This window comes from Nostoc sp. DedSLP03 (assembly GCF_034530815.1).
GTDB lineage: Bacteria > Cyanobacteriota > Cyanobacteriia > Cyanobacteriales > Nostocaceae > Nostoc.
On record NZ_JAVRCK010000091.1, the window covers coordinates 1 to 23,641 of the forward strand.

General features: G+C 40.4%; 21 protein-coding genes. 13 read left to right on the forward strand and 8 right to left on the reverse strand.

Going from position 1 to position 23,641, the window contains the following annotated elements; genetic code table 11:
* Nucleotides 1-110: 110 nt before the first annotated feature.
* Nucleotides 111-551, forward strand: coding sequence for a helix-turn-helix domain-containing protein (locus tag RM368_RS30985; protein ID WP_322697602.1), 441 nt, complete (start codon nucleotides 111-113; stop codon nucleotides 549-551).
* A gap of 89 nt (nucleotides 552-640) precedes the next feature.
* On the forward strand, nucleotides 641-1,090 hold the full coding sequence (locus tag RM368_RS30990) for a transposase (protein ID WP_322697603.1): 450 nt from the start codon (nucleotides 641-643) through the stop codon (nucleotides 1,088-1,090).
* A 243-nt stretch (nucleotides 1,091-1,333) separates the two neighbouring features.
* Here RM368_RS30990 and RM368_RS30995 read toward each other — a convergent pair whose 3' ends face one another.
* Nucleotides 1,334-1,762 carry a hypothetical protein gene (locus tag RM368_RS30995; protein ID WP_322697604.1) on the reverse strand — a complete coding sequence of 143 codons (429 nt, stop codon included), beginning with the start codon at nucleotides 1,760-1,762 and terminating at the stop codon, nucleotides 1,334-1,336.
* Nucleotides 1,763-2,618: 856 nt separating this feature from the next.
* Between RM368_RS30995 and ppk1 the strand changes: the two genes are divergently transcribed.
* Nucleotides 2,619-4,790, forward strand: a complete 2,172-nt coding sequence (gene ppk1, locus RM368_RS31000) for a polyphosphate kinase 1 (protein ID WP_322697605.1) — start codon at nucleotides 2,619-2,621, stop codon at nucleotides 4,788-4,790.
* 197 nt (nucleotides 4,791-4,987) lie between these two features.
* Nucleotides 4,988-5,389 carry a response regulator transcription factor gene (locus tag RM368_RS31005; protein WP_322697606.1) on the forward strand — a complete coding sequence of 134 codons (402 nt, stop codon included), beginning with the start codon at nucleotides 4,988-4,990 and terminating at the stop codon, nucleotides 5,387-5,389.
* A 117-nt stretch (nucleotides 5,390-5,506) separates the two neighbouring features.
* On the opposite strand, the gene RM368_RS31010 is transcribed toward RM368_RS31005, so the two are convergent.
* Nucleotides 5,507-5,680 carry a hypothetical protein gene (locus tag RM368_RS31010; RefSeq protein WP_292732096.1) on the reverse strand — a complete coding sequence of 58 codons (174 nt, stop codon included), beginning with the start codon at nucleotides 5,678-5,680 and terminating at the stop codon, nucleotides 5,507-5,509.
* A gap of 386 nt (nucleotides 5,681-6,066) precedes the next feature.
* Here RM368_RS31010 and RM368_RS31015 point away from each other — a divergent pair, with 386 nt between their 5' ends.
* A complete protein-coding gene (locus RM368_RS31015; protein WP_322697607.1) occupies nucleotides 6,067-6,636 on the forward strand; it encodes a DUF2854 domain-containing protein in 570 nt (189 codons plus the stop codon).
* 325 nt (nucleotides 6,637-6,961) lie between these two features.
* Here RM368_RS31015 and RM368_RS31020 read toward each other — a convergent pair whose 3' ends face one another.
* Complete coding sequence (locus RM368_RS31020; RefSeq protein WP_322697608.1) at nucleotides 6,962-7,222, reverse strand: chlororespiratory reduction protein 7; 261 nt, start codon at nucleotides 7,220-7,222, stop codon at nucleotides 6,962-6,964.
* A 646-nt stretch (nucleotides 7,223-7,868) separates the two neighbouring features.
* Between RM368_RS31020 and RM368_RS31025 the strand changes: the two genes are divergently transcribed.
* Nucleotides 7,869-8,894: a PleD family two-component system response regulator gene (locus RM368_RS31025; RefSeq protein ID WP_322697629.1), complete on the forward strand. Its 1,026-nt coding sequence runs from the start codon at nucleotides 7,869-7,871 to the stop codon at nucleotides 8,892-8,894.
* A gap of 79 nt (nucleotides 8,895-8,973) precedes the next feature.
* Here RM368_RS31025 and RM368_RS31030 read toward each other — a convergent pair whose 3' ends face one another.
* Nucleotides 8,974-10,179 (reverse strand): histidine kinase, encoded by a 1,206-nt coding sequence (locus RM368_RS31030; RefSeq protein WP_322697609.1) that lies wholly within the window; start codon nucleotides 10,177-10,179, stop codon nucleotides 8,974-8,976.
* A 613-nt stretch (nucleotides 10,180-10,792) separates the two neighbouring features.
* Here RM368_RS31030 and RM368_RS31035 point away from each other — a divergent pair.
* The 4 genes from RM368_RS31035 to RM368_RS31050 all read left to right on the forward strand — a co-directional run bounded on the left by RM368_RS31035 (nucleotide 10,793) and on the right by RM368_RS31050 (nucleotide 15,611).
* Nucleotides 10,793-11,068 (forward strand): hypothetical protein, encoded by a 276-nt coding sequence (locus RM368_RS31035; RefSeq protein ID WP_322697610.1) that lies wholly within the window; start codon nucleotides 10,793-10,795, stop codon nucleotides 11,066-11,068.
* Nucleotides 11,069-11,732: 664 nt separating this feature from the next.
* On the forward strand, nucleotides 11,733-13,127 hold the full coding sequence (locus RM368_RS31040) for an S-layer homology domain-containing protein (RefSeq protein WP_322697611.1): 1,395 nt from the start codon (nucleotides 11,733-11,735) through the stop codon (nucleotides 13,125-13,127).
* A gap of 359 nt (nucleotides 13,128-13,486) precedes the next feature.
* Entirely contained in the window at nucleotides 13,487-14,554 is a 1,068-nt protein-coding gene (locus tag RM368_RS31045; RefSeq protein WP_322697612.1) for an SGNH/GDSL hydrolase family protein, read from the forward strand.
* 13 nt (nucleotides 14,555-14,567) lie between these two features.
* A complete protein-coding gene (locus tag RM368_RS31050) occupies nucleotides 14,568-15,611 on the forward strand; it encodes a M42 family metallopeptidase (RefSeq protein ID WP_322697630.1) in 1,044 nt (347 codons plus the stop codon).
* A 96-nt stretch (nucleotides 15,612-15,707) separates the two neighbouring features.
* Here the strand turns inward: RM368_RS31050 and RM368_RS31055 are convergent, their stop codons facing one another.
* The 3 genes from RM368_RS31055 to RM368_RS31065 all read right to left on the reverse strand — a co-directional run bounded on the left by RM368_RS31055 (nucleotide 15,708) and on the right by RM368_RS31065 (nucleotide 21,356).
* Nucleotides 15,708-17,108: a hypothetical protein gene (locus RM368_RS31055; protein WP_322697613.1), complete on the reverse strand. Its 1,401-nt coding sequence runs from the start codon at nucleotides 17,106-17,108 to the stop codon at nucleotides 15,708-15,710.
* A gap of 173 nt (nucleotides 17,109-17,281) precedes the next feature.
* Nucleotides 17,282-17,614 carry a hypothetical protein gene (locus RM368_RS31060; protein WP_322697614.1) on the reverse strand — a complete coding sequence of 111 codons (333 nt, stop codon included), beginning with the start codon at nucleotides 17,612-17,614 and terminating at the stop codon, nucleotides 17,282-17,284.
* Between the two features lie 10 nt (nucleotides 17,615-17,624).
* Nucleotides 17,625-21,356: a CHAT domain-containing protein gene (locus RM368_RS31065; RefSeq protein WP_322697615.1), complete on the reverse strand. Its 3,732-nt coding sequence runs from the start codon at nucleotides 21,354-21,356 to the stop codon at nucleotides 17,625-17,627.
* Between the two features lie 399 nt (nucleotides 21,357-21,755).
* Here RM368_RS31065 and RM368_RS31070 point away from each other — a divergent pair, with 399 nt between their 5' ends.
* Entirely contained in the window at nucleotides 21,756-22,040 is a 285-nt protein-coding gene (locus RM368_RS31070; protein ID WP_322697616.1) for a hypothetical protein, read from the forward strand.
* A 378-nt stretch (nucleotides 22,041-22,418) separates the two neighbouring features.
* Complete coding sequence (locus tag RM368_RS38900; protein WP_416212269.1) at nucleotides 22,419-22,637, forward strand: type II toxin-antitoxin system VapC family toxin; 219 nt, start codon at nucleotides 22,419-22,421, stop codon at nucleotides 22,635-22,637.
* A gap of 113 nt (nucleotides 22,638-22,750) precedes the next feature.
* Here RM368_RS38900 and RM368_RS31075 read toward each other — a convergent pair whose 3' ends face one another.
* Entirely contained in the window at nucleotides 22,751-23,377 is a 627-nt protein-coding gene (locus RM368_RS31075) for a Uma2 family endonuclease (protein WP_322697617.1), read from the reverse strand.
* A gap of 31 nt (nucleotides 23,378-23,408) precedes the next feature.
* On the opposite strand from RM368_RS31075, the gene RM368_RS31080 reads away from it, so the two are divergent.
* Nucleotides 23,409-23,641 (forward strand): hypothetical protein (locus RM368_RS31080; protein ID WP_322697618.1); only part of this gene is annotated, 233 nt, incomplete at its 3' end.

Sequence of the window (23,641 nt, forward strand, 5' to 3'; positions counted from 1 at the left end):
GATTTCGCTTTTTTACTATTTGCTTATTCCGGAGAGTGACAGAAGAGGGATAAGTAGGTCAACCAAAAAAAACGTAAGATAGAAAGAGTTCAGAAATTAAGTGAGAACTGATGCCAAGTGCGTTAAGAATAATACTAACTGCCGAAGAAGACCGTACACTTCTTGAACTCAGTTGTGCAGATCAAGTCCCACGTAGAACTAAACAAAGAGCGATCGCCTTGCGCCTAAATGCCCACGGATGGAATGTACCTCAGATCGCAGAGTATCTAGATTGGGCACAACAGACAGTAAGGCAGACGATTAAACGCTGGCAATTTCAGGGTTTAGGGGGTTTGTGGGAAGCAGCAGGACGCGGAAAAAAACGAAGTTGGGATGAAGTTGATTGGCAAGTAGTAGAAAAATGCTTGGAACAAAATCGTCGTTACAGCGCCCGTCAGTTAAGTCAAAAGCTATTTGAGGAACGACAAATCGAGTTAGGAGCCGAACAAATCAGGCGACTACTCAAAAAAAGGGGTGGTGTTGGAAACGTATCCGCTACTGTCCGGCTTTAAGTCACAACGTAGAATATTTACAAGCCAAACGCCGAGATTGGGAATTACTCAAGCTGTGGACACAATTAGGATTGGTTTGTTTAAAGTACTTGGATGAATCTGGTTGTTACTGCACTAGCCCTACTGATTACACTTATGGCCGTAGGGGAGAGCAAAAACGTATTCGACAAAATAGACGACGCGGTAGGCGGATCAACATCTTCGGTATTTGGGAGCCGAAAGTTAGCTTTGATTATGCTTTGATGCTGGGAACATTGATTGCACCAACCTATGTCCAACTCATGGATTGGCAAGCTCAAATTGCTGAACAGCACTTACTTGAAACTGGACAAATCACCGTGATCATTCACGATAACGCTTCTGTTCACAAAAGTCATTTGGCTCGCCAGCAGCATCAACGTTGGCAACAGCAAGGTTTGTACATCTTTTTTCTACCTCCCTATAGCCCCCAAATGAATCGCATTGAAGATGAATGGTTACATCTTAAGCGTGATGAGCTTGCAGGCCGAGTTTTTGAGGATGAATACGAATTAGCGTAGGCGTAGCCCGCCGCAGGCATCGCTATTATGGATGGTATCAATCATAGAGCCAAGCAAGGTCAGTATCAAGTGGAGCGTTTTATGTTTAATTAAGTTGACCTACTTACTATATATACAAATATAAATATAGGGAACAGATATAGCATTGCTATTTCTTTTCCCTATGATGTATTGATTTATTCAACTGTTCTGTCAGTTGCTAAAAATTTTGTAATTACTTACGAGTTAAAGCAAAAACTTAATCTATTCTAAACCGCCTAAGCCATTAGAACCAGCACCAGCCCGAATGATCGCTGCTTGTGCGCCAATGTCGGTAGCAGCTACAGCTGCATCTAAGGCTGCTGCTGCTGAAGCTACGAAAGGATTGCTGCTAGTGGAGAGGTTTGTAACGTTAGGTGTGCCTGGAGTTAGAGTTAAATCTGTTACAACTTCATCGTCAGCGGCTGGTGTGCCAGTAATAGTGGCTTTAACGACTAAATCCTGATCGTAGTATGCGTTGTTGGGCAAAGCTAATTCACCACTAACACTGATAGAAGCGCCTGAAGCTCTAACAATAGTTACAGCACCACGAGCAGATGCTTGACCTGCATTTGCTGGTGCAGCCAGGATATTACCAACGCTAACCAAACCTAATAAACAGATGCTTCCTTTAACGATCGCAGAAATTTTCATGATTAACAAACTCCCCGTGTTGTTTTTCTTTACGTTCTCAATATAACTATTGCTTTCCAGAAATATCTCAGAGATTATACTGAAGTTTTAAAAAATCGCAGAGGTCATAAATTAAAAAAAATAATAGATAGAAGTATTGGTGTAGCTCTGAATAAAAGCTCCAAATACCTTATAAAAATAGAGTTGCAGTAAGGGTTATGCCTATTAAATGTCTGTATAGCAGTTGTAGTAATGATTACCAAATTTTGGATGTTGGAAAACCAAATCCATCAAGGATTGGAGGTAAGCCTTTAGACTGCTTACAACACTCCAATACTCTGTAAATACTGCTTGATAATTCGTTAAAACTTGTCAGATATGGCTATGTCATATCTTTGCTAAATCTTAAGTGCATCTTTATAGGTAATATGCTGTGGGCAAGGATTTGAATCCCAGGCCCATCGCAGTTATTGTATGGATGCAATATTTTGAAAGGGCAGATAACTATACGCCAATACCATATTCCATAAAATTGAAAACGGCTATAAAATCTAGTTATAGGTTGGGTGGTTAGGGTGGTTATCTAGAAGATACCCAAGGCGATGTCTACGACGGGCTATGCCTACGCGCAAAGCACCCAAAAATTTCTTAGGAATTTTGGCTTTCATGCCTACACAAGTTAATTTTTGAGTCTTTGACTACAGTTATTTAAATACAAATAGATTTTTAAAATTCTGATGTCTGTCTTTTACCAGTAGTGAGCTAGATAATAAGCACAGCAAAAAATTGCCTCAGCGTTTTGCTCAAGCACCATTTAACTTACTATATTTATTGTCCCCCAGTTGAATGGGCTACATCTGACTGCCTTTAGGTCATTATGGCAAAATCTAAAAAAAGCGCTACCCCCATCAATCTCAGCGATCCACAATATTATCTTAACCGAGAGTTAAGCTGGTTAGAATTTAATGCCAGGGTATTACATGAAGCCTGTGACGATCGCACCCCACTTCTGGAACGTCTTAAGTTTTTGGGAATATTTAACTCTAATTTAGATGAGTTTTTTATGGTGCGCGTTGCTGGCTTAAAGCAACAAGTAGAGGCAAAAGTTAGCCTGTTAACTCCCGATGGTCGCACACCACAACAACAGCTAGACGATATTAGGTCTACCCTCATTCCTCATGTCAACAAACAGCACCAACATTTTGAGCAAGTACTTCGTCCTTTACTAGTAAATCATGGCATTCATATTCTGAATTACATAGATTTAAATCAAAAGCAGCGGACTCATCTCAACAGCTATTTTGAAGAACAAATCTTTCCAGTTTTGACTCCTCTGGCTGTCGATCCTAGTCATCCCTTTCCGTTTATTTCTAATCTCAGTTTAAATCTGGCTGTTGTGGTCAAGAATCCAGACACCGAAGAAGAATTTTTTGCCAGAATCAAAGTCCCTAGTGTTCTCCCACGATTTTTACCGATACCGCCTGAGTTGGGAGATCAAAATAGCGAAAAACCTGCCCATTGGACTGGAGTACCTTTAGAACAGGCGATCGCTCATAACTTGGAATCTCTATTTCCAGGTATGAACATTCAAGAATATCATCCGTTCCGCATTACCCGTGATGCCGATTTGGTCTTAGAAGAAGATGAAGCAGATGATTTGTTGTTAGCAATCGAACAGGAATTGCGAAAACGGCGACTGGGTGGAAGTCCAGTCCGGCTAGAAATTCAATCCCAGACTCCGGAAATAGTGCGATCGCGATTATTACATGATTTGGAATTAACAGAAAGTGATGTTTACGAGGTAGATGGTCTTTTGGGACTGCGGGATTTAATGTACTTTATGTCCTTACCATTGCCAGAACTCAAAGATCCACCACGCCAATCTGTTGTACCGTTACGCCTGCAAAGGCTGAGAGAACCGATTTTAGACCCAGATGCGCTGGAAACGGACGAAGGAAAAGACTTTTTTGCTGTAATTCAGGAAAAGGATTTACTAGTACACCATCCCTATCAATCCTTTTCGGCTACAGTTGTGCGCTTTATTACTTATGCTGCCTACGATCCGAATGTCTTAGCCATCAAGATGACCCTTTACCGGACTTCTGGTGACTCGCCCATCGTCAACGCCTTAATTGCGGCTGCTGAAAATGGCAAGCAGGTATCTGTGCTGGTGGAATTAAAGGCACGATTTGATGAGGAGAATAATATTTACTGGGCAAAACGACTAGAAAGAGTTGGAGTTCATGTTGTCTATGGTTTAGTCGGGCTAAAAACCCATAGTAAAACCGTCATGGTAGTACGGCGCGAAAAAGACCGCATACGTCGCTACGTGCATATTGGGACTGGTAACTATAACCCTAAAACAGCACGACTCTATACAGATTTAGGATTGTTTAGTTGCCGTGATGAGTTGGGCGCTGACATTACAGATTTATTTAATTTCTTAACCGGGTATTCCCTGCAAAAATCTTATCGAGAAGTGCTGGTTGCGCCTGTGAATATGCGCGATCGCTTTTTGGCATTAATTCACCGCGAAATCGAAAATGTTCAAAATGGATTTTCTGGACGGATTGTCGCCAAAATGAATTCCCTTGTCGATCCAGAAATTATCGCCACTTTATATGAAGCTTCCCGCGCTGGAGTGCAAATCGACTTAATTGTTAGGGGTGTTTGTTGTTTACGCCCAGGAATCAAAGACATTAGTGAAAATATTCGCATCATCAGTATTGTCGGTCGCTTTTTAGAGCACTCTCGGATTTATTATTTTCATAACAATACCCAGGAGGAAATCTATATTGGCAGTGCTGACTGGATGCGCCGCAACCTGGATCGCCGAGTCGAAGTAATTACCCCAGTAAAAGACCCAGATATTGCTAAAGATTTGCAAGAAATTATGGGAATTATGCTCGCAGATAATCGCCAAGCTTGGGAATTACAAGCTGATGGTAGTTACATTCAACGGCGTCCTTATGATGATTCTCCAGAAGCTAATTCACAAAAAATTCTCATGAACATGGCATTACGCTCAACTGGTGTAGTCCCAACCTGATTGATAAAAAATAAGTGACTTCTACCTTGACAACTAGCTCAAATTAGTTTTTTTTGGAAAAATTGAATTTTTTGGGCAGTTGTCTAAGTTGTTTACATAGGTTCACACAAGTTATTCAACCATAGGATAGAGTCAGTGCTGGCACTTGTTCTCATAAACTGGAGGGGTTATTCTGAATAAACTTGTCTTTCCCCTCAATGTTAATGTTATCCTGCGAGCTCTCTACCTTGCGTGTTTTAGTAGTTGATGACCACGAACTGACTCGTTTAACCTTACAATTAGTTTTTTCTTGCCAGGAAAATATTCAAGTAGTAGGTTTAGCCAGTAATGGTGAAGAAGCTATAGAAATGGTTAAACGTTGCCATCCGGACGTAATTGTTCTAGATTTACAGATGCCAGTTATGGATGGCTGGAGTGCGTCCAGTCACATTAAAGCTATATCTCCGAATACCCAGATACTTGCTTACTCCTCAGTGGAAGACATAAGTTTTCATGGGCAAAAGGCAATGTCTAGCTTTGATAACGTTTGCAAGAAAGATGTACCTACAAGCGAACTTATTGCCTTGGTTAGGCAGCTAGGTCAGCGTGCAGGAGATTGATTATTGCTTCGCTAACTCAAGCTTAGTTCAATTTTGGGGATTTAAAGACATGATACTACTGAAAAACGTCGGTCTAGCCGGAACTTGAGGTTAAACCGACGTAAATTTTAATAATTTTTACTCTACTGGAATGGTGCGTGTAAATTCATCAATTAATTCATCCAGTTCTTCCAAAGCCTGATTTACATCTATTCTCAAAGTTCCCAGGTTTGGTTGCTCCAGTAAGCTTAATAGGTAATCGCGTTTATTTTGAACTGCGACAATTCGTTCTTTTATAGTCTGTAAGTCCATTATTTTTTTCCTATCTTTAACTACCTTTAAATTTAAAGTTAACTCAAAATCTAATATTCTGGGACACTATACACCCTTAGTAGTCAACTTAGTGCTACTTGCCTTCCCTGCGTGATGCTGCGCGAATATGAATTAAGGATAAATTGAGTGTTGGAAATCACAAAGACAAAGGTGGGTAAAGTCTCGTTTAAACGAAATCAGTGTTTTGAGCGACAATGCCTGACTTATTCGCTCTTGAGCAACTAGCGTGCGGTTTCTAACCATCTTATAGGCAATTTAGGGTTAGTTAAACACTAGCACCTGGGGACAATGTTCTTTCCTAATTTGTTGCTCATAGCCGATGATAATAAAACTAAGGTATTCAGACTTTATACTAATTTAAGCTCATGCTACGCCAAATCTCTTTGGGAACACTCGGTCTAACTATCGGCGGCATATTAACCATCATTGGCTTTGTCGCCTATGCTGATAATAATGCCACACTCAATCTTGTCGGATTTTTTTACGGGATTCCTCTACTATTGGGAGGACTGGCACTAAAAGCGAATGAACTTAAGCCAGTACCATTTACCCAAACTACATCACCATCAGCATTGAGACTGCGCCAGCAGCAAGCAACTGATACGCAAAATAAAATTCGCAAAGACATTACCCGATATTGCTACGGTCAAGATGCTCATTTAGATACAACACTTTCTTTTCTGGGTTTGAGTCCCACTGACCAAGAACGGCCAACAGTGACAGGGGTACGAGAAACGGAAGTTAATGGGAGCTACGCCCTAATTTTAGAATTTGATTCACCGCTAATACCGATTGATGTGTGGCAAAAAAAGCATGAAAAAATGACCAATTATTTTGGCCCTGGTTTGGAAATTCAAATAACGCAGCCATCTGAAAATAAAATTGAGCTAGCGCTAATCAATACTCAAAAAGAATCACTAGTCAGTAGTCAATAGTCAAGAGCAAAAATTATCGTTACCCAAATTTCATCCCTTTATGACTTGTTGTTACCCATATTTTTGCAACAGTCAAAATAATTAATAGTTCATAATTATTAGTAGAGTCGTAGGCTCCATACTCTTATTAACCACCCAATTTTTGATGAGCAGTGTGGATTACTGTACAGTGTCTTGAACTATGAATTATGAATTAGTAATTATTCTTTTTAGAGAATTCTCTTAACCAAAATTTAACTCCCCAACTTTTTCAAAAAGTCGGGGAGGTAGTCAGAAATTTTTTATTAAGATTTTTTTGTGATTCTCTTAAGCATTTACCAAAAAGTTACTTTTCTAAACGAACTGCGTACCACTGTAAATATTTTCCAGGGCCAATATCTAATTCGCAACTAGTGTCAATTAAATATTGGGCTTGAGTTTCCACAGTATTAAACTTTTGCAAGTCAGGCGGTAAATCTTGAATGATGAGTTGTTGAAGAGTTATTTTGAGCTTTTCTAATAGCTCTGATGATGTCATAAATTGTTCTGGTTGATTTGTTTCTAGAACAACAAAATTATCCTGATGGTACATTAATGAGTCTGGCATTTTAAAGATTTAGCGAATGTCAATAGATTTGAATGGTTTTTGGAAGAACTTTTGCTTGTTTGTCTAGTCAACTTTAATTTTTGACGGTTTATGGATAGAACGAAATGGTTATAAATGTCACTTGAAAATAAAGTTTTGCACTAAGTTTTATCTCAATCTTATGTAATTATACTAAACCTGAGCAAGCCTTGTCGGATAGACTAAATAAATTTCAGTCAGGTGATATTAGTATTTAGTATTAGCTATCTTCTGAGGGGACTTTGGTGATTGCTTTTTCTTGTCTCACTGGGTTTATAAACTAACTACATAACTAAATAATTAGGGTGTGTATTTGTAATTCTCAAAAAAATTGTAATTTAACTTTAACAATAGGGAAATATAAAAGTAACATTTTCTCCCATAACCATCGCTGAACAAAAAGGCAGCAATTGCCTTCGTGTTCAAATTACAGATTGTCTATGCAACTTATTTATCTACCGCTTGCTTGGCCCGACAACATTGGGCAGTCCATTGTCAAAAAACAGTTGAATGTGAAGCCAGACACGCCTTTGCCGCAAATCCTGGCATTGATGAAAATAGCGATCGCCCCCATGCGATTGAGTTGCACAGCCTTTTTCAGGATAATTCCGCAAGTGGAAGGCAACTCATGTCAGGCATAAGCCCATTTTCTGTTTCTAAGCAACCACCACTGATTCTAGTGGCTGATGATGACAAGACCATCCGGGTATTGTTGCGTAAAGCAATGGAACAAGAAGGTTATCGAGTAGTCGAGGTCAATGATGGTAAGCAATGTTTAGATGCTTACGAGACTATCAAACCGGATATAGTTTTGCTAGATGCTGTAATGCCTGTGATGGACGGCTTTACTTGCTGTAAGCACTTGCTCCAGATTGCTAGGAATAATTTAATCTCAGCCCTTGCCACCTTTGATACTGACTCGACTCTGAACAATACGGTCATGTCCAAGATATGGGAGCGCACTCCCATCTTGATGATCACATGCTTGGACGATGAGGAATCTGTAAACCGTGCTTTTGAAGCGGGAGCGACTGATTATGTCACTAAGCCAATTCACTGGCCTGTATTACGCCAGCGGTTGCGTCGACTGCTACAGCAAGCACAAGTATACAAACAGTTAGAGGCGGCAAACGAAGCTTTGCATCACCTTGCCAATGTAGATGGCTTAACTGAGTTAGCTAATCGTCGCCGCTTTGACGATTATCTCAATACTCAATGGATTAATCTCGCACAAGAGGGATTTCCTTTGTCAATGATTTTGTGTGATATCGACTTTTTTAAATTTTATAATGATAAATACGGCCATCCGGCAGGAGATGTATGTTTACAAAAGGTGGGTGCTGTCTTAAGCCTTAAGGCACAAAAACATCAGGATTTAGTAGCGCGTTATGGTGGCGAAGAATTTGCTGTGATTATGCCATACACTCCTGCATCTGGCGCACTTCACGTTGCCGCCGCAATTCGAGCGGGAATCAAAGATTTGCAAATTGTTCATGACGGTTCTGCGGTGAGTCAGCACGTCACTCTCAGTATGGGCGTGGCAACTGTTGTCCCGACTTGGGAATCTTCACCTTCAGAGTTGATCGTGCTGGCAGATAAAGCACTCTATCAAGCAAAGGCCGGGGGACGCGATCGCTTTGTCTCAAGTTCTTAATTGTCATTTGTCATTGGTCATTTGTCATTAAGTGTTGCTAGTTTTTTTTACCAATGCCCCATGCCCAATGCCCCAATACCTAAGAAGGATAAACTGGCAGTGTGAAGTGAAACCATGCTCCATTATTGGGCGCAGAGTCTACCCAAATTTGGCCATAGTGTGCTAGAACAATGCGTTGGCATAGACAAAGACCAATGCCGTAACCTTCTGTACCTTCATCCCGTTGCAGGCGGAAGTGGTTTTCAAAGATGCGATCGCGATTCTCCACAGGAATACCAGGCCCAGTATCGCCAATACTAAACTGAACTTTTTGGGTAGTGCGGTGCAATCCGGCGATGCTAATTTTGCCACCTTCTGGGGTGTATTTGATGGCATTATCCAACAGATTCACCAGCACTTGCCGGATGCGTTCTGGGTCAGCATATACATAAGGTAAGTCATTGGGAATATCTGTTTCGACCTCTTGGGACTTAGCGGTGTAGCGATCGCACAATTCTTCTAGTACATCTAAGCATAGTTTACCTAGTTGTATTTTTTGTGGTAAAATCGGAAACTCAGTATCTTTGCCTCGACCTACCTGCAAAAGGTCGGCAATCATCCGATCGATGATCTTAGTTTGATTACGGGCTTGTTTTAATAGATGGGCCGTTAAGGATGGTTTAAGGCGCTGAAATTGGCCTGTTTCTAAATTGTAGTTAGATTGGAGAGTTTCGATGGCGATCGCGGCGGCAGTTAGGGGATTGCGGAGATCGTGTGCCAGCATCGAAATCACCCGATCTTTAAACTGTAGCTGCTCTTGGAGGTTATCTTTTTCCTGTTTTAAGCGAAAAATTTCGTCTGAGAGTCGGATCAGTTCGGCAGAAACAGCAACTGAACGGATAGTCGATTTGGGTAATGTCACCCTAGCATTATCGTCTATCCGTTCTTGTAAGTCTTCCTGTAATTTCAAATAGGCGTCTACAGCGGCTTGCCAGCGAGGCCACCAGTTTTTCAATTGCGCTATGATATTACTTCCAGCCAAAACCTGTCGTGGTTCCGGGTGAATTTTGATTAAAGCTGGCGTTGCTACCAATTTAAAGTGTTCTGCTAAGTAAGGTTGTTGACCAACATCAATAGTTTGAAGTTCAAAACTATACTCAGCCTGTAATTCTTTTAAGTAAGCACGTATTCGCTGCACCTGTTGGCGGGACTTTGGGCGTCCATCGACAAACAGTAACAGCTGGAGTGGAGCTTCAGAATAAATAGGCTGATCCTGGGAAACTTGCATGTAATCGTGTTTCAGCACTGGTAACAACCCGGTGACGCTTTACAGAAAGTAAAAAGGACTGACGGTTGTCGATGGTCGTTGTTTTTTCTTCTTAATATCTATTTTAGATTTTCATACTCCTATCCGATCTGCGTTTTTGACATCAAACGTGTCTTTTTCAGCCTTTTGCTGCCTTTTGGTGAACTTCATCTCCAATAAACACTCAAGCCTCTTGAATATAAGTCTTAATTTGCCCTGAATCAAAAATTTTCGCCAGAGCCAGCAGGTGAAAGGTTTAATACTATGTCAAATCGGCTAGTTTAGCACCATGTCAATTTGAACACTCGCTTTGAGCAAGCAATGTCTACGACGGGCTACGCCTACGCCTAAGAAAACACAGATGCTAATTGTATCTAATCTATCAGGAAGGTGTTAACTGTTCAGACCAAGTTTGTAGAGGTTTTTTCAACCGCCAGTGCATTTGATGAAGTGTCTTTTTCGCCTCAAGCCAATCATTAACTAGGATTGGGAAAAACAGCCAAAGCCAACTATGTACTATTTCTATAACTTGCGAAGCGCACCTTCCAGCTTTCCTAAAAGAAGCACAGCCCTATCCAAGAATAACAGGGGATGAGTTGATTGAGGGAAAGTTTTGGATAACATAGAGGCGATGCCTACGGCGGTAAACTACGCACTTTTAGAGAAAGCACTCACTGCTTTCGAGGCTGTCAAGAATTTCTTGACTACAGCACAAGTAGCACTTTCTCCAGAAAATCAATTTAGAGATACTAAGGAAACTGCTGCGACACTTGACTGCTCTACCTATTATCCCAATCTCAAGAATAACGAACTTACGCTAAGTTACTGGAATTGTTTAACACTGGCATTTTTCAGCTATTGCTTGACTCACATTATCATCGTCAGATGAATAATTTTCAGAATCAATTGTCAGCCAGTGTTAGTGAACTCGCTCTATTCCCCTCTTTGGGTGAGGCTAAAGGGAACTTTATTCTAAGTCTATCACTTCAGTTGCTTGGCGTAGGCATCGCGTTACAACTAGTGCATCTGGAAGTAGATTCAAGCTTTTGCTAGCTAAACTGTTTTTTGAGCAGTTATCTGCTCTACAACTTGGATATTTAGATAACTCTCTAAAAGATTGGTTCACAATCTAGTATCGCTCAGTTTGTAGTTGGTGACTCTCATCTAAATACTAAAGTCCTGACTAAGAACTCTGAAATTATAAAACTCTTATCTAGCAATGATTTCAGGTTTATTTATATTTTTTCCCAAAAATGTTAGTTTTCCAGAATTTTAGGGAACTCTATAAATAAGCATAGGAATTATCAAAACCTAATGGCTGTAAAACGAAGACAATACGGTAGCTTTTGCTACCGTTTACTCATTTTTAGAGACATCATCACCAAAATAGACATTTAGGAAGAAGACGTAGTAAGTCGGTAGTGTCTTTTAGTGATATAGAGAGTCAGAGGAGAGCAGGAGAATAAAGGAGAATAACCATGTCCCATGCCTCATTCCCATTTAATGGACAGTCTGCGCTAGGGTAGGAATTGAAACTCAATTTGTGATTTCCTGTGCTTCCCTGTAAACGTCCAGCTGTATTTCTAATTTGGGCTGTTATACTCACTTCGTTAACAGCCTGTGCTAATAGTCCAGTCGCCAAAAACCTTGAGGAATCTTTGGCGGCAGATCCGAAACTGCAAAGCAATCCAGTTGTCTTTGGAGAATCTCAGAGTAACCAACCGCAAGCACAGCAAAACCAATCAACTGTTCAGTTACCAGCTGATTTTCCTAAAGATATCCCACTATATTCCAATGCCAAGCTACAGGAAGTTACACCTGCTAGCGGCTCAGAAAACAAAATCTCAACTCGTTGGTTAAGTTCTGACCCCAGTAATGTTATTGCTAGTTTTTATCGCAGCCAGTTTCAAACAAATAACTGGCAGATTTTACAACAGCCGACAGATGATACAGGAAACACTTTTGAGGCACGTCGCAACGATTTGCTGTTGAAGGTTTCCATTCAGCCTAAATCAGTTACTAACGCGACACCTAATCAACCCCAAACAGCCACTGAATTACTAATTGATTACGTACCGAATAGTACTGCAACAGCACAACCTACTTCAACTACAAATCCTAACGAAACTGCTAATGCCGTTCCTCAACCGGGAAATTCACAGTTCATTGGCCCAGTACCACCTGCAAACTTGGCAGCACAACCACCAAGCACTGCTAATAACCAAACAATCCCGACAGCGACACCTGAATCTCAGATATTCAACGATCTGAATAAAGCACCGCAAGAATGGCGGCAACACATCCAGGACTTGGCTGCATTAGGTGTTTTATCTATAGAACCAAAGACAACTAAAAGCAACTCTACTACCACAACTAATCAGTTTGAACCCGGTAAAATCGTTACACATCGAGAATATGCTCGTTGGTTAATTGCTGCTAACAACGCTGTATATACAAACAATCCAGCTAAACAGATTCGTTTGGCATCAGAAAGTACTCAACCAGCTTTTAGTGATGTGTCAGCAAAAGACCCTGATTTTCCTGCAATTCAGGGATTAGCTGAAGCTGGCTTAATTCCTAGTCCTTTGTCTGGAGATTCTACAGTAGTTTTGTTTCGTCCTGATGCACCTCTAACGCGGGAACAATTGCTGCTGTGGAAATTACCCTTAGATACTCGCCAAGCTTTACCCTCTGCTAACTTAGATGCGGTTAAACAAACCTGGGGTTTCCAAGACGTAGCTAAAATTGACTCTAAGGCTTTAAGAGCAGTGTTGGCTGATTATCAGAATGGCGAACAATCGAATATTCGCCGGGTGTTTGGTTATACGACTCTGTTTCAACCCAAAAAACCAGTAACTCGTGCTGAGGCTGCTACGGCTTTGTGGTATTTCGGCAGTCAAGGTGAGGGTGTATCGGCTACTGAGGCTTTGAAATTAAAGCAAAGTTAAAGCTATGAAGAGGAAGGCTTGCACCATTCTGTCGCAGTTAGTCGCTCGAAAGCATAAAAGTGTGCAATTCCCACGCCATAACATATAAATTTGACCATTTTTTTGTAATAGACCTGTTTTTAATCAAGAAAATGTAAATCTAAGTATTTTCAGCGTTTTTACCCGTGTTTCATGAAATTTTGAGGCATATTAAGTAAAACAACGTAAATTAACTTCCCTACGTATGGGCGAGACGCACACCCCACAAGAAGTAGTTGAGTATTTTTTATTTGGAAGTCCTTAACTCAAAAGACAAGTTGTCAGGCTATCGTTTCATTACTTTTAAACAAACTCAAAAATACCACGGGTAAAACACAAATATGAAAAAACAAGCTGTAGCAGCAGGATTTGTTCTCTTGTCTTTCATGTTGCCGCTCAGAGTAAGTGCTGCGAGTTTTGACAAATTTTATGTATTTGGCGACAGTCTTTCTGATACTGGCAATGTTTTCGCTGCTACTAATGGTTTAGTCGCTCCAACAACAGCCATTCCCCAAGATCCGCCTTACTTTCAAGGGCGTTTTTCCAACGATCGAGTGTGGGTAGACTACCTCGGAGATCGGCTAGGATTAAAACCCTTTCCATACATTACTTTAAATCCTACTATTCCCAACCAAGGTATTAACTTTGCTGTGGGTGGTGCTAGTTCTGGTCAAGGCAATGCTGTTGTTCCTAGTGCGCCGTTACCGGGAGTATTAGAGCAAGTCGCCTTGTTGACGCAACCTATTATACAAGCCAATCAGAAGCTCGATCCAAATGCCCTTTATGCTGTATGGGGAGGTGCAAATGATTATGTGTTTGGTCAAGCTACAAATGCAAAGCAAACAGTCCAGAATTTATCAAATGCAGTAGGGTTACTTGCCTCATCCGGTGCAAAAAATATTTTAGTCTTTAACTTGCCTGATTTAGGCAAGATTCCTTTTGCATCCGCTACAGGTCTATCTAGCAACTTGACTGCCTTAACAAATGACCATAACACGAGATTAAAAGACGAACTAGACAAATTTACTAAAAACTCTGACTTGAATCTGATCTCTGTGGATGTGTTTTCTTTATTTAATCAAGTACAAGCAAATCCAGGGAAGTTTGGGTTTAAAGATGTAACTAATCCTTGCGTAGTAGGGAATTTCCAGACAATCATCAGTGTATGTTCTCAACCAAACGATTATTTGTTCTTTGACTCTGTACATCCAACAACAGGTGCTCATAAGTTAGTAGCAGACGCTGCACTGGCGGCGATTGATGCTAAGTCTGTTCCTGAACCTGCGATCGACTTGGGTATTTTAGCCCTTGGTGTTTTTGGTGCGGTAGGAGTGCTGAAGCGTCAACAAAAAAGGTCAGCAGGTCGGGTTGTTGATGCACAATTGTCTCATATAACAGTCGAAAACTAAACTAACTGTCTTGATGTGGGATTACGATCGCTTATTTGAAATTATTGAAGAACTAATCATGCATCATTCCCCTAGTGGTGCTGAAGCTGAGATTAATCAGTTGTTAATGCAACGATTTGCGGCGCTGGGTGTAGAAGTCTGGTGCGATCGCGCCGATAATATTATTGCGAAAATTCCTGGGAAAAATCCAGACCGAGCGATCGCAATCACAGCACATAAAGACGAAATTGGTGCAATTGTCAAGAGTCTCGGTGATGAAGGTCGTGTTGAAGTCCGCAAACTCGGCGGTTCTTTCCCGTGGGTTTACGGTGAAGGAGTGGTTGATTTAATCGGAGATAACGAAACCATCAACGGTATTCTCAGCTTTGGTTCCCGCCACGTTTCCCACGAATCGCCCCAAAAAGTCCAGCAGGAAGATACTACTGTTAAGTGGGAAAATGCCTGGATTGAAACGAAGCTGACATCTGCTGAATTAGAAGCAGCTGGTATTCGACCTGGAACTAGAATGGTAATCGGCAAACATCGCAAGCGTCCAATTCGGTTAAAGGATCATATTGCTGGTTACACCTTAGATAACAAAGCTTCTGTGGCGATTTTGCTAGCTTTGGCTGAAAACCTGAAACAGCCAGCAGTTGATGTTTATCTGGTGGCGTCAGCTAAAGAAGAAGTGGGAGCAATTGGGGCACTATTTTTCACTCAAAACCAGCGTTTGGATGCCTTGATTGCTTTAGAAATTTGTCCCTTATCTGAGGAATATCCTGTTAAAGATGGTAAAAGTCCTGTACTTTTATCTCAAGATGCCTATGGAATATATGATGAGGGACTAAATGGCCAATTGCGCCATAGTGCCAAGCAAATCGATATGCCAATCCAATTCACAACTCTGAGTGGATTCGGTAGCGATGCTTCAATTGCGATGAAATTTGGTCATGTTGGGCGTGCTGCGTGTTTGGCATTTCCCACCCAAAATACCCACGGTTATGAAATTGCTCATTTAGGAGCGATCGCTAACTGTATTGATTTGTTAAAATCTTTCTGCGAAACGGAGTTTGAGTGATATGTAGAGGCTTTGATTTGAAGGAGCGATCGCACAACAAGATTATTCCTACTATTGATGTGGCGTGAGTCGGATAACTTGCTCTAATGCCTACTTCTATTTATTTCTCTTTGGTTTCGGTTGAGTAACCCACCACGCTACTATACCAAAGATAACGGTAGCTAAAACACTCCAAAGTAAAGATGACACCAAGGGGTGAACTGGGTACTTGAAATTTATCTGTGGTGCAAAGGGTTTATCTATGTGTTGGGTGACGACACCAGAAACTATTGCACCGCCACCAAAGGCTATACCTAGTACTTGGATGGTACGTTCTAAAGAGCGATCGCGTTTGGCTTGTTCTAACTCTACTATGCCGCGAATTGTGCTAATCATCTGGTCAAAGAGGTTTTGACCGGGGGTAAGATAAGCTAAGTTTGTGTTAATTTGTTCGACAAAGGTATCTTCAGCTAGTTCTAAAAAGTTGGACAAAAATTCTAAATTATCTGAGTTAATGCCTATTTTATTTAGCTTGTCAAGATATAAACGATAGTTTTTACTATTAGTTTGAATCGTATTTCTGTGTATTTCTAAATTTCTTAAATAATCAACATAATTAAAAGAAATTTCTGGTATTTCCTGAAGCCATTGATTGAAATTATCAAATTTTGAATCTCTAGAGTTATTTTTTTGCTCTTGAAATTCTTGTTTATACTTTTCCAGCTTATAATAAGTCGTTCTAGCTTGTTCGTAACACCATATAGCTTGAGAACGAGCATAAATAATTTTACTGCGACAAAGAAGAAGGTCAATTAAAGGATAATAATATTCTCCCTTGTTTTCTAATTTGGTAGTTAAGGAATGGGTATTTAACCAAATTAGTAAATGACACTGTTCTTCAGGAGAGTCAGAATCATTTTTATATTCAAATATCGGGCTACCTAATAATTGCCCTGGATGCTGACGATAAATCTTGAGTTTTCGGAGAGTTTCTTCTGATAATAATGCTTTGACACAAGCATCAGCGAATGCTTGTTCATCATCTATTTTTCCTACAGGTTGAGCAAAAAATACTAGGGTTTGTCCTAGAGAAGCTTTGATATTTTTAGAAAGTAAGCAATCATCTGGATTTAGCCCTCTTAAATCAGCAATTTTTACTTCTGGATAAGGATAACGTAGAGTTAAATCAAGGGCGTAGGTATCGTGAATTTCTAGGGGATTAGCTTCACCGCTTAAGTGTAGGTTTTGTTGATGTTTGATGGCGGTAAATTTTAAGAAACGTTCGGGAAGTATTTCTCCAGTGATACTAGTTTTTTTATTATTTGCTTTTTCAATCAGTTCAGGTAAAGTTTCTAGTTTAGGAATACCAAGTTGTTTACCAAGCTGCTGGCATTTTAACCATAAATCGTTGGCATTTTCTACAGGGGTTTTAGGTTTTTGCGATAGGCTATGCTTTAGATGAAAGGCATAAAGAGTTAGTTTGGGATAAGCTATTTTTCCTGTTGAAAAATAATCCATTTTAAAATAAAGATAAATGTCGTGGTGTTCAGATACTTTACCCCACCCTAACCCTCCCCTTGTAAAGGGGAGGGAACCGGATTTTCTTATTTGCCGCCTTTATAAGGGGGGAGTAAGGGGGGTAATAATTCGATAAAAATTACAACATATAACTTTGCAAACAACCTCTTAGTTTAAGTAGGTTTTTTTGTCTCCTTAGCAGATGACGAACTTTGTTGAATCTCATTAAGTATATTCTTTTTATCAAGTTCGTATTTGGGAATATTTGTATTTGCTTGCTTATCGCCTGGCCCTCTTACTACTATTTTCTCAAGTTTTGCTAAAGCTTTATCTACTTCAGGATGTTCTGATAGCCAATCTGAGATAGCATTGGATAAAGATATAATGTCATCAGGTTGGTTATTAATCAATTTTATTAGTGTAATTCTATCTTCTGCTGAAAATAGAGAAGGTTGAGTATTCAGCAAATGAACAAAAATATTAACAGTTGTTTCATGATCGGACATTATTATTCTCCTATTTGCCAACAGCAGTAAATGCAGCCCAATGAAAGGGAGAGTTGAATGGTTGCTCTCCAGTCATATTATTAATTTGACGACGTATCTTTCCTTTCTTAGTGCTATCTAACGCCAAACTTTTTACCCATTCCTGCAATTCTTCTTTAGTAGCATCCCGCAACCAACGCTGCGCTTGATTCATAGCAAGTGGTATTGACATATCTGTAGCATTTTTTAAAATTTGAATGAATTTAATCATTAAAAAGGATGTTGATAAATCGTTTACTGTCCATAAACTACTTACAACACTGCTACTACCTGCGTAGAGAAAGCCACTAGGTAAACCTATATATTCATCACTGGTATTATTGAAGTCAGTTAAACCTGTTTCGCAAGCGGAGAGAACCACGAGACGAGTTTGACTAAAGTCGAAGGTTCGTTCAAATAAATTACCCAATGTCAAACATTTACTGAAATCTACAGTTTTCGTATCGGAAACATAGGCATCTGCTAATAGTAGGTAAGAATTTTCGGGAGAATTGAAGTTAAAAGAACCGTGACAAGAAAAGTGGAGATAATTCGTCTCTTGTAATTGTGCTGCGGCTTGGGATAAAGCAGCTTTTGTAGCTTCTTTTTTAGCTAATACTTGGTGGGAGGGAAAGCAAGATAATATGCTTTCTACTTCCAAGTCAGTAAAAGATAAGTCTTCTGTGGGGTTTTGGATGGCAAACAGAGATTGAAAATTAAGATGTTGACGCCGTTGCACTTGTTGTAAGATTTGACAACTAGGTGCATAGCTTACGCCGTTGGGAAATAAATCAAATAAGTACGATGATTTGACGGGTAAAGCATGGAGAGGTAGTAGGTGCAAAAAGCGATGAGGAATGATGATTAGTCGATCGCATTCTTGGGGTATTTGGGCTAATATTTCTTCGATGTGCAGAATTTGTGCTAACTTTTGCAGGCGTGTTTCTAGCTGATTCTGCCATTGAATTTTATGTTGGTCTTGCTGGTTGTAGTAATCTTTTAGATATTCATTTACCAAATTGATTAAAGCATCTAAGTCTTCTGGTTGTGATTGCCAAAATGTTAATTCTTGTCTGTTAGGTTTGATAACAAAAGTGGGAACTCTATCTGTAGTGATATACCATTCTATAATTGCAGTGTCTTTATCTAAAGTTTTTTGGAATTGGTCAAATCTAAAGCCAAAGCCAACAGATAGATAGCTGTCTTGTAATACTTGGCGTTGCTGTCGCAATTGCTGGAGATGTTGGGCTAGGGCTGTGGGATTTTCAGCTTTGCCATTTTGAAGTTGATATTGACCACTGGCTATTTCGTCTTGAAGTATTTCTAGTTGAGTGACAACTTCTGAAGGAAAAATATTTTTGCTGTCACGAACTAGGATAAGTTCAATTAAGTTACGGGTTTTGCTGCGTTCAACGTATTCAATAGCTGTGATGAGGTTGCCCAATTCTAGGCAAACTTCCACCATGCGTCTATAAAGTTGATTCCATTCTTGTGCTTGTTTACGCTTGGCTTCTTCGCCAGAAACAATATCTCCGCGCAAAGCTTCGACTGTCGCAATGGCAGAAACAAAGGTATTGTAAGCTGAGTCAAATAGTTTTTCGTCTTGGTATAACCAACCAAGATTTAACAAAGTCTCTGCATGATTTTGGGGAAAGGCGCTCTTGGTTCTAACTTCCAGTACCGCAGAGTAAGCAGCGATCGCTAATTCAATATTATCCGCTCGTTCTCCTAATATTCTCTCAGCGTAAGCATTTCCCAGATTATTTTGCGTCATTGCCCAATCTACTGGAAAGGCGCTCTTGCTTCTAACGGAGAGTGCTTGATTATAAGCAGCGATCGCTAATTCAATATTCTCGGCTCGTTCTCCTAATATTCTCTTAAGGTAAGCATTCCCCAGACTATTTTGCGTATCTGCCCAATCTACTGGAAAGGCGCTCTTGGTTCTAACGGAGAGTGCTTGATTATAAGCAGCGATCGCTAATTCAATATTATCGGCTCCTTCTCCTAATATTCTGTCACCGTAAGCAGTCCCCAGATTATTTTGCGTCATTGCCCAATCTACTGGAAAGGCGCTCTTGATTTTAACTTCGAGTGCTTGGTTAAAAGCAGCGATCGCTAATTCAATATTCTCGGCTCGTTTTCCTAATATTCTTTCTCTGTAAGCATTCCCCAGATTATTTTGCGTCATTGCCCAATCTACTGGAAAGGCGCTCTTGGTGTAAACTTCGAGTGCTTGATTATAAGCAGCGATCGCTAATTCAATATTCTCGGCTCGTTCTCCTAATATTCTTTGTCTGTAAGCAGCCCCCAGATTATTTTGCGTACCTGCCCAATCTACTGGAAAGGCGCTCTTGGTGTAAACTTCGAGTGCTTGATTATGAGCAGCGATCGCTAATTCAATATTATCCGCTCGTTCTCCTAATATTCTGTTACGGTAAGCAATCCCCAGACCATTTTGCGTCATTGCCCAATATACTGGAAACGCACTCTTGGTTCTAACGGAGAGTGCTTGATTAAAAGCAGCGATCGCTAATTCAATATTATCCGCTCTCTCTCCTAATATTCTGTCACTGTAACCAGCCCCCAGATTATGTTGCGTATCTGCCCAATATACTGGAAACGCACTCTTGGTTCTAACGGAGAGCGCTTGATTAAAAGCAGCGATCGCTAATTCAATATTCTCAGATCTCTCTCCTAATATTCTGTTACGGTAAGCCTCTCCCAGATTATTTTGCGTAGCTGCCCAATTTACTGGAAAGGCGCTCTTGGTTGTAATTTCGAGTGCTTGATTATAAGCAGCGATCGCTAATTCAATATTCTCGGCTCGTTCTCCTAATATTCTGTAAACGCAAGCAATCCCCAGATTATTTTGCGTACCTGCCCAATCTACTGGAAAAGCGCTTTTGGTTATAATTTCGAGTGCTTGATTATAAGCAGCGATCGCTAATTCAATATTCTCGGCTCGTTCTCCTAATATTCTGTAAACGCAAGCAATCCCCAGATTATTTTGCGTACCTGCCCAATCTACTGGAAAAGCGCTTTTGGTTATAATTTCGAGTGCTTGATTATAAGCAGCGATCGCTAATTCAATATTCTCGGCTCGTTCTCCTAATATTCTGTTACGGTAAGCCTCTCCCAGATGAAATTGCGTACCTGCCCAATCAAAAGGAAAGGCGCTGCGGGTGTATACAGTGAGGGCAATATCATAGCCAGTCATAGCAATTTCTATGTTGTTGGCTTTGCTACCCAAAGGAAAATCCCTAATCCGATTACTCAATATAATCATCACTGCGGCGATGTATACTGCTGCATCTGGTTCTGCTTCTGCTAGGGTATTTGTTGCCCAATCACGCAATAATTCAGCAAAAATATGATTGAGTTTATCGGTATTTGCTGCCAGCAATGGGTAAATTACTTCTGCATCGCCTTTGCTGTCTGCTGTTGCTTGCAGTATTTCTAGTAAAAATTGCTCGTAAGTCTCTATATCTTCTTGAGTGATAGGGGTAGCTTCTGGGGTGACATATGTTGCTAGGTTTCTCAACCAGTTTGCAGTATTTTCTTCTCCCTGCTGGGCAAAATCATCTGCTACTGCTGCCAACACCTGCAAAAAACCAGCATCAAGCAATTCTGTATTCGCTGCTAATATCTCCGATTCTTCCCCATTAGGGCAGCTGAGTAGATTTTGAATCAGCTGATAATAAGCTTGTTGGCGCTGTTCATTCATGAGCAGGTGTGAGATAGACGCATCTTGATATTCAACACCAGCGTCCTACATTCCAGAAAAGTGTAGAATTTCATCACAAATGATGTGTTTCTGGCAATAAAAGAACCTCGTGGATAAGTATCTTTTACTTGTGAACAGACAATATACTGATTTTGCGGTAAGCGTTGGCGCAGCCTCTCGTAGAGAAGCTATGCCGTTAGGCTTATCGCTTGATTTCCAAAAGATGCGATGGCTTAATTGTTGATGAACGCGTTGGCGTAGCCCAACCCAGGAATTTCCCGGTTGAAGCACCTTGTCACCCGATTGAATGGCAGTTTCAGGTGACAAGAGAATGCGATCTTAAAAAGTAACTGCGCTGAGGATGTTTGGTATCATGTAAAAAAGTAGCCAGAGTAAAAAATGATTGGCACGAACATTTACATCAGTCAAGAAATTCAAGAATCTCTAATTAAAGCAGCAGCTTTACAACAAATTTCCGTTGAAGAATTAGCTTCTTCTATATTGAGAGAAACTATCGCCGAAAAGGTTTATAAAATTACCTCTTCTTCTGAACATCAAACCAAATTTGCCGTTAATCTTCTCAGAGAAATGCAACCCTATGCTTATTTGGCAGATCCGAATCAACCCGTTATTTATCCTGATGATTGGGAAATAAATCAAAATTTGGAGGTGAATGATTTTTGATTATTCTTGATACTCATATTTGGGTTTGGGTTTGGTGGAATCACAATGATTCTAGATTAACAGATAGGCACAATGAGTCCATAAATAGTGAAAGACCTCATGGTTTAGGTGTTTGCTCGATAAGTTTGTTAGAGGATGTCTGAAAACTTTTTGGTGTTGTATTTGAGACTTGTAGATCCCCCTAAATCCCCCTTAAAAAGGGGGACTTTGATTCCGGTTCCCCCCTTTTTAAGGGGAGCCAGCGCGGTCTTGGGGGTTTCCCCCATGAGCGACTGGCGTGGGCTAGGGGGGATCAAGCGAAATATTTAATACTTCTCAGACATCCTCTTAGAGATTAGCAGACTTGTTACCCAAAATAAGCTAATTCTTCCCTGTCCCATTGAAGAATGGTTTAATATTGCTTTGGCACAAGAGGGGGTACTTCTTCTGTCAATCACTCCCCAAATTGCCATTGATTGCTACTCGCTTCCAGGAAATTTTCATAAAGATCCAGCCGATAGAATTATCGTTTCAACAGCAAGAATCTATGATGTTCCTTTAGTAAGCGTGGATGAAAAAATACTTGCTTATTCTTATGTAAAAACAATTCTCCCCTGAAGGAATTGGCAATTGGCAAAGCTTTTGTAGGGATGCAAGTAGCAGTTTCAGGTGAGAAAAGGAGCGATCGCAAATCGCAAAAATTCAATATTATCTTTTGTGTGCGGTTGTGCCTAGATTTGCACACCTCCTGCTTGAAAAATTTGTTCTGCGGTCAAATTCAATTCTCTGAATGTGGGTGAAATAATGCGTTCGCTCTCACGAAACTGGTTAATCTGGTACTCACCATCAACCAATGAATAGACTGATATTGTCGGTTGTTTGGGATTGCCAATAAACCGCCTACCGCCTAAAGCGGCATAATCTACAATCCAATATTCGGGGATGCCGACTGCTTCATAAGCAGCCACTTTTGTAAGATAATCATCACGCCAGTTGCTACTAACTATTTCAATTACCAATGGTATAGATTTAGATAGGCTTGCAGTAGAGTCTTTTTTCCAGAGTGGTTCATTGACTAAATTGGGGCGGTTTAATACCAGCACATCTGGCAAGTAAGCTGATTCATTCTCAAGCGGTTTAACCAATGCTGTTTTGGGAATGAAGTAGGGAAGTTTGAGTCGCCCAATTTCTATAGATATATTCAGTGCCAAAAAACCTATAACTTCTTCGTGTTCACCTGTAGGCTGAGACATCTCTATAATTACTCCATCGTGAAGCTCATAGCGTTTTCCAGAGTTATCTGGGTATTTGGCAACGAATTCATCGAATGTAACTAGTTTGCGTAAGGCTTGAGTCATAAATTTATCGCTCCCAGTAGTTATTTTGGCGATGCCTGCGGCTGGCTACGCCTACGCATTTGTTATTTTAGCGAGTGCAATTATGATTTCGGCGATGCCTGGGTTGGGCTACTCCAACGCATTTATCGATTTTGAGTACCCAATTACTATTTCGGAGTACCCAATTACTATTTCGGAGTACCCAATTACTATTTCGGAGTATCCAATTGCTATTTCGGAGTACCCAATTACTATTTCGGAGTACCCAATTACTATTTCGGAGTA

Bases quoted from the DNA above. Each gene is read 5' to 3' on its own strand.
- RM368_RS31010 (WP_292732096.1), bottom strand. From the start codon at position 5,680: ATGGACTTACAGACTATAAAAGAACGAATTGTCGCAGTTCAAAATAAA.
- RM368_RS31055 (WP_322697613.1), bottom strand. From the start codon at position 17,108: ATGGATTATTTTTCAACAGGAAAAATAGCTTATCCCAAACTAACTCTT.
- RM368_RS31025 (WP_322697629.1), top strand. From the start codon at position 7,869: ATGTCAGGCATAAGCCCATTTTCTGTTTCTAAGCAACCACCACTGATT.
- RM368_RS30995 (WP_322697604.1), bottom strand. From the start codon at position 1,762: ATGAAAATTTCTGCGATCGTTAAAGGAAGCATCTGTTTATTAGGTTTG.
- RM368_RS31075 (WP_322697617.1), bottom strand. From the start codon at position 23,377: ATGACTCAAGCCTTACGCAAACTAGTTACATTCGATGAATTCGTTGCC.
- RM368_RS31070 (WP_322697616.1), top strand. From the start codon at position 21,756: ATGATTGGCACGAACATTTACATCAGTCAAGAAATTCAAGAATCTCTA.
- RM368_RS31060 (WP_322697614.1), bottom strand. From the start codon at position 17,614: ATGTCCGATCATGAAACAACTGTTAATATTTTTGTTCATTTGCTGAAT.
- RM368_RS31015 (WP_322697607.1), top strand. From the start codon at position 6,067: ATGCTACGCCAAATCTCTTTGGGAACACTCGGTCTAACTATCGGCGGC.
- RM368_RS31020 (WP_322697608.1), bottom strand. From the start codon at position 7,222: ATGCCAGACTCATTAATGTACCATCAGGATAATTTTGTTGTTCTAGAA.
- RM368_RS31050 (WP_322697630.1), top strand. From the start codon at position 14,568: ATGTGGGATTACGATCGCTTATTTGAAATTATTGAAGAACTAATCATG.
- ppk1 (WP_322697605.1), top strand. From the start codon at position 2,619: ATGGCAAAATCTAAAAAAAGCGCTACCCCCATCAATCTCAGCGATCCA.
- RM368_RS31065 (WP_322697615.1), bottom strand. From the start codon at position 21,356: ATGAATGAACAGCGCCAACAAGCTTATTATCAGCTGATTCAAAATCTA.
- RM368_RS30985 (WP_322697602.1), top strand. From the start codon at position 111: ATGCCAAGTGCGTTAAGAATAATACTAACTGCCGAAGAAGACCGTACA.
- RM368_RS31045 (WP_322697612.1), top strand. From the start codon at position 13,487: ATGAAAAAACAAGCTGTAGCAGCAGGATTTGTTCTCTTGTCTTTCATG.
- RM368_RS31005 (WP_322697606.1), top strand. From the start codon at position 4,988: ATGTTAATGTTATCCTGCGAGCTCTCTACCTTGCGTGTTTTAGTAGTT.